Origin of the sequence: Deinococcus aquatilis DSM 23025 (assembly GCF_000378445.1) — a bacterium.
Lineage (GTDB): Bacteria > Deinococcota > Deinococci > Deinococcales > Deinococcaceae > Deinococcus > Deinococcus aquatilis.
On the sequence record NZ_KB899699.1, the window covers coordinates 88,276 to 103,717 of the forward strand.

General features: G+C 62.4%; 16 protein-coding genes. 3 read left to right on the plus strand and 13 right to left on the minus strand.

The window, feature by feature from the left end; translation table 11 throughout:
* Nucleotides 1-35: 35 nt before the first annotated feature.
* The 5 genes from infB to F561_RS0104505 all read right to left on the minus strand — a co-directional run bounded on the left by infB (nucleotide 36) and on the right by F561_RS0104505 (nucleotide 4,742).
* Nucleotides 36-1,841: a translation initiation factor IF-2 gene (gene infB / locus F561_RS0104485; protein ID WP_026298601.1), complete on the minus strand. Its 1,806-nt coding sequence runs from the start codon at nucleotides 1,839-1,841 to the stop codon at nucleotides 36-38.
* 44 nt (nucleotides 1,842-1,885) lie between these two features.
* Nucleotides 1,886-2,179 carry a YlxR family protein gene (locus tag F561_RS0104490; RefSeq protein WP_019008752.1) on the minus strand — a complete coding sequence of 98 codons (294 nt, stop codon included), beginning with the start codon at nucleotides 2,177-2,179 and terminating at the stop codon, nucleotides 1,886-1,888.
* 3 nt (nucleotides 2,180-2,182) lie between these two features.
* Nucleotides 2,183-3,367 carry a transcription termination factor NusA gene (gene nusA / locus F561_RS0104495; RefSeq protein ID WP_019008753.1) on the minus strand — a complete coding sequence of 395 codons (1,185 nt, stop codon included), beginning with the start codon at nucleotides 3,365-3,367 and terminating at the stop codon, nucleotides 2,183-2,185.
* Between the two features lie 36 nt (nucleotides 3,368-3,403).
* Nucleotides 3,404-3,955, minus strand: a complete 552-nt coding sequence (gene rimP / locus F561_RS0104500; protein ID WP_019008754.1) for a ribosome maturation factor RimP — start codon at nucleotides 3,953-3,955, stop codon at nucleotides 3,404-3,406.
* Nucleotides 3,956-4,118: 163 nt separating this feature from the next.
* Nucleotides 4,119-4,742, minus strand: a complete 624-nt coding sequence (locus F561_RS0104505) for a septum site-determining protein MinC (protein WP_019008755.1) — start codon at nucleotides 4,740-4,742, stop codon at nucleotides 4,119-4,121.
* Between the two features lie 120 nt (nucleotides 4,743-4,862).
* Between F561_RS0104505 and F561_RS0104510 the strand changes: the two genes are divergently transcribed.
* Both F561_RS0104510 and recQ read left to right on the plus strand, forming a co-directional pair.
* Complete coding sequence (locus tag F561_RS0104510; RefSeq protein ID WP_019008756.1) at nucleotides 4,863-5,252, plus strand: S1 RNA-binding domain-containing protein; 390 nt, start codon at nucleotides 4,863-4,865, stop codon at nucleotides 5,250-5,252.
* A 164-nt stretch (nucleotides 5,253-5,416) separates the two neighbouring features.
* On the plus strand, nucleotides 5,417-7,579 hold the full coding sequence (gene recQ / locus F561_RS0104515) for a DNA helicase RecQ (protein ID WP_040379853.1): 2,163 nt from the start codon (nucleotides 5,417-5,419) through the stop codon (nucleotides 7,577-7,579).
* A gap of 5 nt (nucleotides 7,580-7,584) precedes the next feature.
* On the opposite strand, the gene F561_RS0104520 is transcribed toward recQ, so the two are convergent.
* The 4 genes from F561_RS0104520 to asnS all read right to left on the minus strand — a co-directional run bounded on the left by F561_RS0104520 (nucleotide 7,585) and on the right by asnS (nucleotide 11,398).
* The gene (locus F561_RS0104520; protein WP_019008758.1) at nucleotides 7,585-7,986 is read right to left on the minus strand and encodes a DUF1622 domain-containing protein; all 402 of its coding nucleotides are present in this window, start codon (nucleotides 7,984-7,986) and stop codon (nucleotides 7,585-7,587) included.
* 95 nt (nucleotides 7,987-8,081) lie between these two features.
* Nucleotides 8,082-8,876 (minus strand): Cof-type HAD-IIB family hydrolase, encoded by a 795-nt coding sequence (locus F561_RS0104525; protein ID WP_019008759.1) that lies wholly within the window; start codon nucleotides 8,874-8,876, stop codon nucleotides 8,082-8,084.
* A gap of 62 nt (nucleotides 8,877-8,938) precedes the next feature.
* Nucleotides 8,939-9,826 (minus strand): PhzF family phenazine biosynthesis isomerase, encoded by an 888-nt coding sequence (locus tag F561_RS0104530; RefSeq protein WP_019008760.1) that lies wholly within the window; start codon nucleotides 9,824-9,826, stop codon nucleotides 8,939-8,941.
* A 216-nt stretch (nucleotides 9,827-10,042) separates the two neighbouring features.
* The gene (asnS, locus tag F561_RS0104535) at nucleotides 10,043-11,398 is read right to left on the minus strand and encodes an asparagine--tRNA ligase (RefSeq protein ID WP_019008761.1); all 1,356 of its coding nucleotides are present in this window, start codon (nucleotides 11,396-11,398) and stop codon (nucleotides 10,043-10,045) included.
* Between the two features lie 36 nt (nucleotides 11,399-11,434).
* Here asnS and F561_RS0104540 point away from each other — a divergent pair, with 36 nt between their 5' ends.
* Entirely contained in the window at nucleotides 11,435-11,959 is a 525-nt protein-coding gene (locus tag F561_RS0104540; RefSeq protein ID WP_019008762.1) for a DUF1697 domain-containing protein, read from the plus strand.
* Nucleotides 11,960-12,117: 158 nt separating this feature from the next.
* On the opposite strand, the gene tpiA is transcribed toward F561_RS0104540, so the two are convergent.
* The 4 genes from tpiA to gap form a co-directional block, all read right to left on the minus strand.
* Nucleotides 12,118-12,852 (minus strand): triose-phosphate isomerase, encoded by a 735-nt coding sequence (gene tpiA, locus F561_RS0104545; RefSeq protein WP_026298603.1) that lies wholly within the window; start codon nucleotides 12,850-12,852, stop codon nucleotides 12,118-12,120.
* Nucleotides 12,849-13,151, minus strand: coding sequence for an NIPSNAP family protein (locus tag F561_RS0104550; RefSeq protein WP_019008764.1), 303 nt, complete (start codon nucleotides 13,149-13,151; stop codon nucleotides 12,849-12,851). Before F561_RS0104550 ends, tpiA begins: the two co-directional genes overlap by 4 nt.
* A 14-nt stretch (nucleotides 13,152-13,165) precedes the next feature.
* Nucleotides 13,166-14,335, minus strand: a complete 1,170-nt coding sequence (locus tag F561_RS0104555; RefSeq protein ID WP_019008765.1) for a phosphoglycerate kinase — start codon at nucleotides 14,333-14,335, stop codon at nucleotides 13,166-13,168.
* 80 nt (nucleotides 14,336-14,415) lie between these two features.
* Complete coding sequence (gap, locus tag F561_RS0104560; protein ID WP_019008766.1) at nucleotides 14,416-15,408, minus strand: type I glyceraldehyde-3-phosphate dehydrogenase; 993 nt, start codon at nucleotides 15,406-15,408, stop codon at nucleotides 14,416-14,418.
* Nucleotides 15,409-15,442 lie beyond the last annotated feature (34 nt).

The window sequence follows — 15,442 nt, forward strand, 5'->3', positions numbered from 1 at the left end:
TTCTTTGTCTTGCCTGTCTTGCTTGTTGCTCTGGCTTACGCCGGAATGACTTCCACCATTTCGCTGGCTTCGATGATGTCGCCTTCCATCACGCCTTCCCAGTCGAGGTTGATTCCGCACTCGAAGCCGTTCTTGACCTCGCGTACATCGTCCTTGAAGCGTTTCAGGCCCACGATGGTGCCTTCATACACGGTTTCTTTGCCGCGCGTGACCTTGGCTTTGGCATTGCGCTTGAAGCTGCCGTCGGTGATGTACGACCCGGCGATATTGCCGTTCTTGGGGTGACGAATGACCATACGGACCTCGGCGCGGCCCAAGTATTTCTCCTCGAAGACGGGTTCGAGGTTGCCCTTGATCAGGCGGTCCACCTCGTCGATCATCTCGTAGATGATGCGGAAGCTCTTGAGGTCGATGCCCTTGTTATCGGCAATTTTCTTGACGCTGGCGGGCGCGGTCACGCTGAAGCACAGGATATGGGCTTCGGCGGTACTCGCCAGCAGTACGTCGCCCTCGGTGGGCGCACCGATTCCGGCCAGCATCACGTTCAGCTTCACGGCGTCGGTTTCCTTGCGGGCCAGGATGCCCTGAATGGCTTCCACGCTGCCCTGCGAATCGGCCCGCACGATCAGGTTCACGGTACGGTCTTCGCTGAGTGGCCCCATCATTTCTTCAAGGGTCTTGCGGCGCTGCACGCGGGCGTTTTCCACGTCGCGGCGATCCGAGGTGCGGCTGGCGACCACTTCACGGGCGGCATGCTCGTTCTTGGCGCTCGCCACTTTTTCACCGCTGGCGGGCACGTCGCTGAAGCCCAGAATCTGCACCGGGGTGCTGGGGCCAGCTTCCTTGATGCGTGCGCCGCTGCTGTCGTTCATGGCCTTGATCTTGCCGTAGTTCTCGCCCACGACCAGAAAGTCGCCCACATGCAGCGTGCCTTCCTGCACCATCACGGTGGTCAGTACGCCCTGCTGACGGTCCACGCGGCCCTCGATGACCACGCCACTAAACGCCGCTTTGGGATCGGCCCGCAGGTCTTCGAGTTCGGCGGTCAGGCTGATGTATTCCAGCAGCTCTTCCACGCCCTCACCCGTTTTGGCGCTGACCGGCACGACCACCAGGTCGCCGCCGTACTCTTCGGGCACCAGGTTCAGTTGCGTGAGGTCGGTCTTCACGCGGTCAGGATCGGCCTGAGGCAAATCCACCTTGTTGATGGCGATGATCATGGGCACCTTGGCTGCCTGCGCGTGGGCAATCGCCTCGCGGGTCTGGGGCATCAGGCTGTCGTCGGCGGCAATCACGATGATGGCGATGTCGGCGACATTGGCCCCGCGTGCACGGATGGTCGTGAACGCTTCGTGACCGGGCGTATCGATAAACACGATGCGGCCCTTGCTGGTCTGGGCCTCGAACGCGCCCACGTGCTGGGTGATGCCGCCCGCTTCCTTGGCCGCGACCTTGGTCTTGCGGATGTAGTCCAGCAGGCTGGTTTTGCCGTGATCGACGTGTCCCATGATGGTGACGACAGGAGCGCGGTGGGGAATTTCGGCAGTGGCGGCAGCGGCCGAGGCTTCAGAGCTGGCGGCCACAGGCGCAACATCGTCGCTGCCTGCTTTCGCGGGCGCTTCTGGTGCCGAAACGGCTGGAGCCGCTTCCGCCGTTACAGTTTCAGTCGCCGCTTCATTACTTTCTTCGGCCAGAATCTGCTTGATCAGGTCCACAGTTTCTTCTTCAATGGTGCTGCTCACGCTCTTATAAGAAACGCCGAGTCCATCGAGAATTTCCAGCATTCGTTGATTTTCTACGCCAAGGTCTTTGGCGAGGGTATAAATTCGAACTTTCGACATGCTCACCTCCGGTGAGGTTGGGTCAAGATGAGATTGGATCAAGGTCATAGGGGGTCAAGAGAGGGGGCGTGTTGCCGCTCGGCCAACTGTGCGGCCACCTGCACCGCCTGAGCGCCAAAGGCACGCCGCAGTTTTTTGTCCTGCCAGCAGTTGGGCGAGTCGCTGCACACATAAGCGCCGCGCCCGCTGCTGCGGTGGCCGGATTGCAGCGCCCAGACGCCCTCCGCCCGCACCACCCGCAGCAATTCCCCTTGCGGGCGTTTGCGGCGGCAGGCGACACAACTGCGCTCCGGCGTGTGCCGAGGCAGGGTGTGCTTAGTGGGCAGGGCGTCTGGCAAGGCTTATTCTCCGATGTCTTCGGGGCTGGCGGTGGCCACCGACTTGCTGTCTTTAAACAGCGCGTCGAAGGCCGACTGGGCGTTGCCGCTGCTGATGCCGTCCTGCTCGTCTTGCAGGGCCTGCTGCATGGCCGCGTCGAGGTCGCTGATGGCCGCCGTTTCGCGCAGATCGATCTTGAAGCCGGTCAGCTTGGCTGCCAGACGCACGTTCTGTCCGCCCTTACCGATAGCCAGAGACAACTGGTCGGGCGTCACGGTGACGGTGGATTCACGCCGATCCAGATGGACTTCGATCAGGCCCACCTTGGCCGGAGACAGGGCATTGCGGATGAAATCGCGGGTGTTGGCATCCCACAAGATCACGTCCACGCGCTCGCGGCCCAGTTCGCCCGTGACCGCCTGAATGCGGTTGCCCCGGTGCCCGATGCACGCGCCGATGGGATCGACGTTGGCGTTGTGGCTGAACACGGCCACCTTGGAGCGCTGACCCGCCTCGCGGCTGATGGCCTTGACTTCCACGATGCCGTTGGCGACTTCTGGAATCTCCTGCTTCAGCAGGTAATCCAGCAGGCGCTCGTCGGCGCGGCTCGCCAGAATGGTCGGGCCTTTGGGCGTCTTACGAACTTCTTTGAGGTAGATCTTGACGCGGGTGCCGGGGGTCAGCTTCTCGCCGGGAATCTGCTCGCGGGGGGGCAAAATCGCCTCGCCTGCGCCCAGTTCCACGAACCAGTTGCCCTTGTTGTCGCTGCGAACCACCTGCGCGGTCAGCACCTGCCCTTCGCGGTCTTTGTATTCGTTGAAGACCACGTTGCGCTCGGTTTCGCGCATTTTCTGCGTCAGCGTCTGCTTGGCGGCCTGCAGGGCGATGCGTGAAAATTTCTCGCGGTCAACAGGGAATTCCATTTCCATGCCGATTTCCACGCCCGGATCAAGTTCCAGCGCGTCGGCCAGACTGATCTGCATGTGCTCGTCTTCGGCCTTTTCCACGACTTCGCGCACGACGAGGACTTCCAGTTCGCCGCTGCCCGGATCGAGGTGAACTTCGATGCGCTTGTCAGGTTCCACGTTGCGCGTGTAGGCCTGTGCCAGAGACTGCTCGAAGGCTTCGATGAGCTGCATTTCGTTGATGTTGCGGGCCTGCGCCACTTCGCGCAGTGCGTCCGCAAAATTAAATTCCGGTTGGGTCATATCACGCTTCCTTTTGAATGATGGGTTGGGGGCGGCTCATCGGTGACGATCCGGGAACTCGGCGAGGTTGCCCTGAAAAGTACCCACGGTGAGCGTCACATCGGTTCCGGCCACGTCGAACGTCACCTGATTGCCCTGCACGCTCTTGATCGGTGCGGTAAAGGCCTGTCCTTCGCCGCGCACACGGGCTTTGAGGCCCAACATGCGCTCGAAGTGCCGCGCCGTGTTCAGTGGCCGTTTGGCTCCCGGAGACTCGAATTCAAGGCGGTATTCGCTGGCAATCGGGTCAAGGCGGTCAAATTCCGCCTCGGCGGCGCGGCTCGCGGTGGTCAGGTCAGACATGGTGACAGGCTGTTCGTCCAGTCGGTCGATCCGAACCAGCACAATCGGTTGCCCGCCCATGTTCTGCATCTGCACTTCCAGCACCTCGAAGCCGAGGTGATCTACAGCAGCCTGAGCAATGGCCTGCAAGTTCTGGTTGGCGGCCTTCTGACTGGCCGTGGGCGGCGTCGCGGGTTGAACATCCAACGGGTCGGTCAAATGGTCTGTGGTGAAGTCGGTTGTGTTGTCGGCTGCGTTGTTATTCATATTGTGTCGGCCAAACTTGCGGCCTGATAACCACCCCCTCCACGAAAAAAGGTGGGCAAATCACCCACCCCTCAATCGAGGAATTCTGAAGACCAGTATACAGGATCAGTGCCGCAGCACGCAGAAAGGCGTTACAAAGCGCAGCCAGCACGCGTCTTCGGCCCTATTTTTGGGCGTCAATCACGATCACGCCGTCTTGCAAACGGGCCAGTTCCGCGCCCTCGTGCCCCTCCATCCGCCGCATATTGCTCAGCGAACTGCCCTCGGGGGCACGGGCCACAGCATTGCCAATTCGGATCTGAGGGCTGGCAATCGGACGCCCCCAGACGATGGCTCCCTCATGGCCCCCGTATCCGGCATGGACCACGCCCCGCAAGGCTCCCATGACGATCACGTCGCCGCCTGCCACGAGTTCTACGCCCGGATTCACGTCGCCCATGACCACCACGCTGCCCCGGTACTCGCCCCGAAATCCGGCCCTCAGGTTGTGTGGCACGACCTCGGTGCGGGCCTGTGCGGGGCCAAAACTGGTGGACTCGGTGGGGGCAGCACTGGGCGCGGTCACGGTGACACGAGGCGCACGGACCCGCCCCGGCGTTCCGCCTGCCGCCCGAATCGCCTGAAGGGCCGCTTCCACGGCCTCCGGGTCTGCATCTCCCTGCACCTCGATGGTCACGCTGGTCGCCAGCAGTTCTGCCCGGACAGCCAACGCCTCCGTCACGTCTGGCCCGGTATCGCCGGGTTCCAGCAAGAGGTTCAATCCACCCAGAGTGCCACGCAACTTCATGATCCTCACTGTAGCGTCAGTTCGGCTTTTCAGGCTCAATTGGTCAGATGTGCCAAATCAGAATGCGGTCTTCACCCATTTGGTGTAAGATGCTTCTCATGCCCTTTCAGGAGTCCAACCTTGGTGCAGCTTGATTCTGGCGCGGTCGCAGAAGGCCGCGTCACACGCGTCACCGATTTCGGTGCGTTTATCCAGTTCGAGAACGGTGAAACTGGTCTTGTGCACATCTCGCAGATCGCCCACTCATTTGTCCGGAACATCCACGATCACGTCCGAGAAGGCGAGAACGTAGAAGTTAAAGTTCTGGGCCGTGATGACCGGGGCCGCCTCGACTTGTCTATCAAAGAACTGCTGGAAGAACCTGAAGAAGTGCCCCGGCCCCGTGCCATTGGCCGTCAGAGTCCTCAGTTCGAAGCCAAGTTGCGTTCCTTCATGCGCGATGCAAAGGAGCGCACCACCGCTGGCGGCGGCAAAAAGCCGTCCTCGACCTCCACCAAGCGCAAGAAGTAAGTCCGCAGCGCAACGCATTCTCACAGGCAGTACAGTCTCAGACCAGAAGAGGAGCAGCCGAGCGTTGCTCCTCTTTCTGTTTGGTCCGGCTCTTGGCGGCGGTAGAAGCGATCTCCCCACCGCCCTTCATTACGTTGTAGGCAGAACGCGCTATGCTGGTCCCGATGATTGCCGCTTCTGCTCCTGCCAATGCCCTCAAAGTCCTGAAGTCCGTGTGGGGCTACGATGCCTTTCGGGGCGTGCAGGAAGGCATCGTGCAGACCGTGCTGGACGGCGGCAACGCACTGGTGCTGATGCCCACGGGCGGGGGCAAGAGCCTGTGTTATCAGTTGCCCGCGCTGCTGCGCCCCGGCGTGGGGATTATCGTGTCGCCCCTGATTGCGCTGATGAAAGATCAGGTGGATACCCTGCGTCAGTTGGGCGTGCGGGCGGCTTTCCTGAATTCCACCCTCAGCGCGGGCGAGGTGCGGGATGTGGAGGCGGCGCTGCTGGCGGGCGAACTCGATCTGCTATATGCCGCGCCTGAGCGTCTGCTTTTGCCGCGTACCCTCGAGCTGCTTTCCCGCGCCCAGATTGCCCTGTTCGCCATCGATGAAGCGCACTGCGTCTCTCAGTGGGGGCATGATTTCCGGCCCGAATATCAGCAACTCTCGGTGCTGCCGCAGAGATTCCCCACCATTCCGCGCCTTGCCCTGACCGCCACCGCCGATGACCGCACCCGCGCCGACATCGTGCAGGTGTTGGGCCTGACGGGTGCGCCCGCTTTCGTGAGTTCCTTTGACCGGCCCAATATCCAGTACCGGGTGGCCGCCAAAGAAAGCCCGAAGTCGCAACTGCTGGACTTTATCCGCACCGAACACGCCGGAGACGCGGGCATCGTGTACTGCATGAGCCGCAAATCAGTCGAAGAAACCGCCAAATGGCTGGTGGCGCAGGGCATCGACGCCGTGCCGTACCACGCGGGTCTGGCTCCCCGTGAGCGCGAAGAGGCCCAGAACCGCTTTCTGAACGAAGAGGGCCTGATCGTGGTGGCGACCGTGGCGTTCGGCATGGGCATCGACAAACCCAACGTGCGCTTTGTGGCCCACCTTGACCTGCCCAAAAGCATGGAAGGCTACTACCAGGAAACCGGGCGTGCGGGCCGAGATAGCCTGCCCAGCACGGCCTGGATGGTGTATGGGCTGGCCGACGTGGTCAACGTGCGCCGGATGCTGGCCCAGAGTGCCGCGCCCGACGAGGTGCGCCGCGTGGAAGCCGCCAAGCTGGACGCCCTGCTGACCTACTGCGAGACCGCTTCCTGCCGCCGCCAGATGCTGCTGGAATATTTTGGCGAAACTCTGGCCGAACCCTGCGGCAACTGCGATACCTGCCTGACGCCGCCGCGCACGCGTGACGCCACCCGTGAGGCCCAGATGGCGCTGTCGGCGGCCATTCGCACCGGCAACCGCTTCGGCGCGGCGCACCTGACCGATGTGCTGCTGGGCCGGGACACCGAAAAAGTGCGCGGCATGGGGCATCACCTCCTGCCGACCTACGGTGTGGGCGCAGCTCACAGCGAAAAAACCTGGCGCAATGTGCTGCGCCAACTCGTCAGCCTCGGCTACCTGACCACCGACGCGAACGGGCACGGCAGCCTGATCGCCACGGCCAAGGCCCGCCCGCTGCTGAAAGGCGAAACCACTCTCAGTCTGCGCGAAGATGTGCTGCTACCGCGCACCGCCAGCCGCGCCGAACGCCGTCCCAACCGCTCGGCCACCCTGGACGCCGCCGACCAGCCCGTGTTCGACGCGTTGCGAGCGTGGCGACTGGACAAGGCCCGTGAACAGAGCGTGCCTCCCTACGTCATCTTCCACGACGCCACCCTGACGGCTATCGCCCAGATGCGCCCCAGCAGTCTGGCCGCGCTGGGCAGCGTGACGGGGGTCGGCGGGCGCAAATTGGATGCCTACGGAGACGATGTCTTGGCCGTGATCCGCCAGCAGCAAGGTGGTGCAGCACCAACCCTGACCCGCCAGCAGGCCGAAGCGGTGCGCGGCGTCTCATCCAATCTGGCCGTGTTGAGTGTGCTGAAAGCCGCGCCCGTTAGCACTTCTCCGGCCTCTTCCGGCAACCTAACCGAAGCCCTGCGCGAACTCCGCACCTCCCTCAGCCGGGAATCGGGCCACAGCGCCTTCCTGGTTTTTCCGAACGCCACCCTGGAAGCCCTGGCCGTGCGGCAACCCCGCACCTTGGCCGATCTACAGGGCATCGCCGGAATGGGGGAGAAGCGCATTCAGGCCTACGGAGAACGAATCGTGGAGGTCGTGCGGGAGATGCAGGGCGAGTAGCCCACCTATCCCGGTCTGGACGACACTTCCACCTGTTCCCCCGTGCCCCGTTGCCGCGCCGTGTGTCCGTCTATCTCGCGCTGCAAAAAGTAGTTCAGTAGCGTTCTGAGGGTGGCAATGGCCGCCAGCTTGCCGATTTCGTCCCAGGAAGGCGTGATGGCCGTCCTCAGAATATCGGCGGCCAGCGCGAATTCCAGCGCCACGGCCAGCCAGCGGGCCAGGTCGAGGCGGATACTTTCCTTCATCACATCGGGCGTTTTGGCGATATCAGGCGCGGCAGGGCGGGCAAGGAACGCTCTCAGGGCACGCCAGGTGGCGATCAATGCGGCAATCGTAATAATCAGGGCGGCGGCGGCCTCTATTCCCGTCGCCACCAGCCCCGTCCAGGCCTTCACCGTATCTTCCATGCCCCACTGTTATAGCGGCAGGGAGGGCCGCAGCGTCCAGAGCGACTCTGAAGGCTTGGGCCTGACAGTCTGTGCCGAGGTGAGAGAGGCTGAGTTTATAGAGTCAGCGCCAGCCGTATCGCTTCCGCCAGCCCGCCGTCGTCCACATGCCCGACGTGGTAGCGGGCTGCCTCCCGCGCCGGAGCGTCGGCGTTGCCCATCGCCACCGGATGGCCCACCACCTGCATGGCCGACACGTCGTTTTCTCCGTCTCCGACCATCATCACCCGGTCTAGGGTCAGGCCGTAGCCCGCGGCGATCCGGCGAATGGCGCTGCCTTTGCTGACGCCTGCGCGGGTGGCCGAAATAAACATGACGTCGGGCATGGCGGGGCTGCCTGCCGGGTGCAGGTCAAGGCCGTCGTGTGGTTCCCCGACCACCTCCGCTTCCTGTTCCCGAGGTACCACCCACTGCGCCCGGACCCGCGTGCCCATCAACGTTTCCGGGGCACGCGGCGCATACGGCACTCCCAGCAGGGCGGCGTGCCGCTCGGCGTAGTCTCCGGGCTGGGTCACGGCCCATTCGGTATCGGTGTAAATTTCCAGCAGCCGCCCGGTCTGGTGGGCGTGGGCGATCAGATGGTCGAGTGGCCCCTCGGGAATAGGCTCGCTCATGCTTTCGCCGCCGCCCGCATTCACGATGCTCGCTCCGTTCTGAAAGACGTGCCAGCCGTCGGCGTCCATGCGCTGGGCGTAGCCGAGGGCATTCCCAAGTGCGGGCCGCCCACTGCACAGTGCGATGCGGACTCCCTGCGCCCGCGCCCCGGCCAGCGCCACCCACACGTCATCTCGAATCACGTTGCCGGTTCCCACCAGCGTTCCGTCCACATCCACACAGATCAAACCGAGCATATAGGGTGCAGTCTAGGGCCTTTTCAAAAGGCGTCCGGGCGGCAATCTATAAAGCCTCCTCCTTACTCCTCCCGCTTCCACACGCCTTCCCGGTCCAGCACCGCGCAGCCGCCCACATGTACCGCCGTCACCGTCTGTCCGCGCACTTCCACCTCGACTTCCACCTCTCCGGGCGTGCCCAGTGCGTGGCCCTGATACACCACACCACAGGCCCGCTCATTGCGTACAGGGAGCTTGCCTTCTGCGGCCAACAGGGCCACCAACGCGCCCGCCGCGCTCCCGGTCACCGGGTCTTCAGGAATCCCGACTGCCGGGGCAAAGTCCCGCGCCGCAAAACGGTTGACCCCCATCGGGGTATAGGCATAGACGCTCACCACGTCCAGCGCCTCCGACAGCATCCGAATCTGGGCCAGATCCGGTTCCAGGCCGTCCAGAATGATGCTGTCCAGCAGCGGCACGAACACGCTCCACAGACCCGTGCTGCTCGCGGCCAGCGGCAAGCCTTTGTGAATCATCCGCACGTCAATGCCCAGCGCTTCGGCCAGATCGGCGTGCAAACTGCGTGGGACAGCCCGCGTTTCGGGCAAGCGCTGGCGCATCCATACTTGCGACGGCACGCCCGCATCACAGACCAGTTGCAGCGGAATGCGGCCCACCAGGGTTTCCAGCACCAGATCCTGTCCAGACCAGTGCCCGTGTTGTGCCAGCATCAGTCCCAGTGCAACGCTGGCATGGCCGCAAAAATCCACTTCCTGCGTGGGCGTGAAATACCGCACCCGCACCGCGCCGCTGCTCATGCGCGTCACGAACACTGTTTCGGGCGCATCTACAAAGGCGGCCAGAGCCTGCATTTCCCGCTCCGAGAGGCCCGAAGCGTCAAGAACCACGCCTGCCCGGTTGCCGAATCCCGGCGTATCCGTGAATGCACTGACTTCGCTGTACGCGATCATGCCCGGAATCTAGCGTATTCATGGGCCGAAGAAGCGCCACCCGGCAAATCAGACAGAAGTGCGGAAGACGGAAAAATTGAACATCAGATACGCGAGAAGCGTGAGCCACCCTGAATTATTTTGGAATAACCAACAAAGTGAAGTATCAATAACCTGCTAAACAGGGAAAATGCGCCCCCCCAGTCCTAAACCAGAGGGGCGCACATCTTTCTATTCTTAGGGGGTCATCCGAGTCAGCATCCGGGGAAACGGAATCGCCTCACGGATATGGTCGATGCCCGTAATCCAGGCGATCACGCGCTCCAGGCCCATGCCGTAGCCTGCGTGCGGCACACTGCCTACCCTCCGCAGATCCAGATACCACTCGAAGGCTTCCAACGGCAAGCCCTGTGCCTCAATCCGGCTTTTGAGCAAATCGTAATCGTGAATGCGCTCGCTGCCGCCGATGATCTCGCCGTAGCCGTCCGGGGCAATCATGTCGTCACAGAGGGCCAGGCGGGGATCAGCCGGATCAGGCTGCATATAGAACGCCTTGATCGCCGCCGGGTACTTTTCGATCATCACGGGGCGGTCAAAGGAACTGCCCACGATGGTCTCATGCGGTGCGCCCAGATCGTCGCCCCATTCCACGGGCTGCACATCGGCCTGCACGTTGTCGGGGAGGTCACCTGCTTCGATCCGGGTGCGAATGATCTCCAGCGCCTCGGTGTAGGTCACACGGGGATAGTTGCCCTCTGCCGCGCCCTGCAAGCGGCTGATGTCGCGGCCCAACAATTCCAGCTCTGTGGCGCATTCCGCCAGCACCTGCCGCACGATAAAGCTGATCATGCGCTCCTGCAGGGCCATATTCTGCTCGTGATTGCTGGGGGCCACTTCCGGCTCGATCATCCAGAATTCCAGCAGATGGCGGCGCGTCTTGCTCTTCTCGGCGCGGAAGGTGGGGCCAAAGGTATATACCTTGCCAAACGCCATCGCCCCTGCTTCGGCGTGCAGTTGCCCGGTCTGGCTCAGGTACGCCTTGTCCTCTCCGAACAGGTCGATTTCAAACAGTTCGGTGGTGTCCTCGGCGGCATTGGGCGTAAAGAACGGCGCATCGAAGCGCACGAAGCCTTCGCCATGGAAAAAGGTGGTGATGGCCCGCTGCACGCAGTCGCGTACCCGCAGCACAGCCCACGGGCGACGGTGACGCAGCCAGAGATGACGGTGATCCATCAAAAATTCGATGCCGTGTTCTTTGGGCGTAATCGGATATTCCGCGTGATTCTCGCCAATGGGCGTCACTTCGCGCACGCTGAGTTCCACGCCACCGGGAGCGCGTTCATCGGCCCGGACTTCTCCGGTGATCCACGCGGCCTGCTCCTGCGTCAGCCGTTTGGCAGCCTCGAAGACCTCCTCAGTCACGTCGCCCTTGAACACCGTGCCCTGCACGAAGCCGGTGCCGTCGCGCAATTTCAGGAACTGGATCTTGCCTTTGCCGCTCTTGTCGGTCAGCCACGCGCCGAGGGTCACGGTCTCGCCGATGTGTTGTTTTAGATCACGAATGGTGGTGGTTGCAGAGAACTCTGATGGCATGGCCGGAAGTCTAGCCCGCCCGCCTATAGTTCTTCTATGGCTGGCCGTTTTGTTCTGCTTCTGCGCGGTATCAATGTGGGCGGTCATCGCCGCGTCCCGATGGCCGACCTGCGCCGCGTCCTGACCGATCTGGGCTTGGAGGACGTGAAAACGTATATCCAGAGTGGCAACGCCATCTTCGGCACGGGCAGGGAAGAGACCGACCTCTCGCCTGCCATCGCAGCCGCCCTGCACGCCGAATTTGGCTTTCCTATAGCGATGACTCTCCGCACTGCCGCCGAATGGCAGGCGCTGTCCAGCCCGTATCCGGCAGGCAAGCAGACGCACATAGCTTTTCTGTCGTCCCTACCAGAGCCGGAACGTGTGCTGGCTCTGCAAGCCCAAGACTTTGCCCCCGACCTGTGGACCCTGAGTGGGCGCGACCTGCATCTGTATTATCCGGGCGGTACACAGGCGGCGCGGCTGACCCACGCCCTTCTGGAGCGGCGGTTGGGTATAAACGCCACGGTGCGGAATTGGCAGACCGTGGAGGCGCTCAGGCAGCGGCTTGAAGAGCATTGAGAGCGAGACCATGGAGAATTCCACTTTTATTGACACTATCAAACAAAAATCTCACGACCTAAACTTATCGTGAATACTTTCACTTAATGTCTTAGCAATCACCCCGCCAGATCGCAGCGGGGCAATATCAGCCAGAAGCACAGGCTCCGGCTTGTCTCTTACTTCAGGGCGTCGCTCATGCCGACCACATCGGCCACTTTCAGGCTCGCGCCGCCCACCAACGCGCCGTTCACGTTCGGCTTGGCGCAGATAGACGCGATATTGTCGGGCTTCACGCTGCCGCCGTACAGAATACGGATGCTGTCGGCAGCCTCGCCGTAGAGGGTTCGCAATTCCTCGCGGATGGCGGCGGCCAATTCTTCGGCGTCCTCGGCGGTGGCGGTTTTGCCCGTGCCAATCGCCCAGACAGGTTCATAGGCAATCACAACATCGGTGCCCACGCCCGCCAGGCTGCCACGCAACTGGGCCAGCGTGTAGGGCACCTGCTCGCCGCGTTCGCGCACGTCCAGCCCTTCGCCCACACACACGATGGGCGTGAGGCCGCCTGCCTGAGCCTGCGCTGCCTTGGCCGCCACCACCGCATCGGTTTCACCGTGATATTCGCGCCGCTCGCTGTGGCCCACCACGGCGTATTTCGCGCCCACGTCCTTCAGCATCGCCGCGCTGATCTCGCCCGTGTACGCGCCCGACACATGCTGCGACACGTCCTGACCGCCAATTGCCACACCACTTTCACGCAGCGTCCACGCCAGGCCCTGTAAATGGGTCGCCGGAGCCATCACTGCCAGTTCAGCTTCTCCCAGCGAGAGGGCGGCCAACAGCTCAGTGCCCCAGGCCATCGCCTCGGACGGCGTTTTATTCATTTTCCAATTCAACGCAAGTAGGTTCTTCATTGAGGCTCCATTCCGTCTAGGACGGGTCTTAAAAAAGTACGGTCATAGCGGTGCATCAGCTCGGGCAGTTCTTTAAACAACGCCTGACACACCGGATCGGCAGCCGAGGCTTCCCGGTACGTTTCATACGCCGCCAAGCTCGGAAAGCTGAACAACGCGTAAGCCACGTCGCTGGCTCCCTCGGATGGCATGAAATACCCGTGATGCTGGCCGCCAAATCGGTTGACGAGCGTGATCCATTTGCGCCCGTAGACCTCGAAGTCGGCCTCTCGGCCTGCCTTGAGTTCATAGCGCAGCAAGCAGGTGACGGGCGTTATTTCATCGCCTCCACGCCTGGCAGCGCCTTACCTTCCAGCAGTTCCAGACTTGCGCCGCCGCCCGTGCTGATGTGGCTCACGCGGTCAGCCTGCCCACTCTTGTTGATGGCGCTCACGCTGTCGCCGCCGCCGATCACGCTGTAGGTGTCCGGCCCCAGATCGGCCACGGCCTTGGCGATGGCGTTGGTGCCGCTGGCGAATTTCTCAAACTCAAAGACTCCCATCGGGCCGTTCCAGAAGACAGTTTTGGCTCCCTGCAAGGCTGCCGTGAATGCCTTCTGGCTATCGGGGCCGATGTCCATGCCCTCCCAGTCGTCGGGAATGTCGCCCGTGGGCACGACGCGGGTGTTGGCCTCGGCACTGAAGGCGTCGCCCGCCAGCGTATCGGTGGGCAGGACGATCTTGTCTCCGTACTGGCCCAGCAATTCACGCGCCTTGTCCAGAAAGTCGTCCTCGTGAATGCTCTTGCCAATCTTGCCGCCCTGCGCCTTGACGAACGTATACGCCATGCCGCCGCCGATCAGCATGCGGTCCACCACGGGCAGCAGATTCTCGATGACCAGCAATTTATCGGACACCTTCGCGCCGCCGATGATGACCACATATGGGCGCTCTGGCTCGTGCAGCAGCTTGCTGAGGGCCACCACTTCGGCGGCCAGCAGGGTTCCGCCCGCGTGAGGCAGGTGCGCCGCCACCCCACTCACCGAGCTGTGGGCGCGGTGGGCGCTGCCGAAGGCGTCCAGCACGAAGGCGTCGCCCAGGCGGGCCAGCTTTTCCGACAGGGCCGCGTCGTTCTTTTCCTCGCCTGCCTCAAAGCGCACATTTTCCAGCAGGGCCACGTCGCCGGGCTGCATTTCCTGCACTTCGTTCAGGGTTTCCTCGCTGCTGGGCAGGCTCCCGATAAAGCGCACATCGCGCTTCAGGGCCTTTTCCAGTGCCCCAGCCACGGCCTTCAGGCTGTACTTGGCTTCCGGTCCGCCCTTGGGACGCCCCAGGTGGCTCATCAGCACCACCGAAGCGCCGCCGTCCAGCAACGCCTGAATGGTGGGCAGGCTGGCCGTGATGCGGGTATCGTCTTGCACCACGCCGTCTTTGAGGGGCACGTTGTAATCGACGCGCACCAGTACGCGCTTGCCTGCGACATCAAGTGAATTCAGTGTTTGCATGGTTGCTCCTTGGGTAGAGCTATGGGCTATGGGCCATGAGCACCAACGCTCTAGCCCATAGCCCATAGATCAAAGCCGATTTAGCCTTTTTGTTGAACGAGTTGCACCAGATCCGCGATGCGGTTGGAGTAACCCCACTCGTTGTCGTACCACGAGAAGAACTTGACGAGGTTGCCCATGGTCATGGTCAGGCCACCGTCGATGATGGCGCTGTGGGGGTCGCCCACGATGTCCTGAAGCACGATGGGGTCTTCGGTGTACGAAATGATGCCCTTGTGGCTGCCTTCGGCGGCCTTGCGGAACACGTCGTTCACTTCGGCCACGGTGACTTCACGGCCCACGATGACCACCACGTCGCTGATCGAGCCGACGGGGGTAGGCACGCGCAAAGAGGTTCCGTCGAACTTGCCCTTGAGCGGCGGGTAGACCTGCGACACGGCCTTGGCGGCCCCGGTGCTGGTGGGAATGATGTTGATGGCCGCAGCACGGGCGCGGCGCAGATCGCTGTGAGGCAAATCGAGTACGCGCTGATCGTTGGTGTAGCTGTGGACGGTGGTCATGATGGCCTTCTCGATGCCGAAGGCTTCATCGAGCAGCTTCATGGGTGCGCCGAGGCTGTTGGTGGTGCAGCTGGCGTTGGAGATGATGTGGTGATTGGCGGGATCGTAATCCTGCTCGTTCACGCCCAGCACGATGGAAATATCTTCGTTCTTGGCAGGCGCGGTGATGATGACTTTCTTTGCGCCGCCCTCGATGTGCTTGCCTGCGCCCTCGCGGGTGGTAAAAATCCCGGTGGACTCGATCACGATGTCTGCGCCCAGTTCGCCCCAGGGAATCGCGGCGGGGTCGCGCTCGGCCAGTGCATGAATCTTCTGACCATTCACGGTCAGGCTGTCGTCGTCAAATTCCACGGTGCCCTGAAAGCGTCCGGCAGTGGAGTCGTACTTCAGGAGGGTCGCCAGCGTCTTGTTGTCGGTCAGGTCGTTGATGGCGACGACTTCCACGCCACGTTCCACCAGATTGCGGAAGACCAGACGGCCAATGCGGCCAAACCCGTTGATGCCTACCTTCATACTGCCTCCTTGAAGCCCTACTGAAATGATGTCG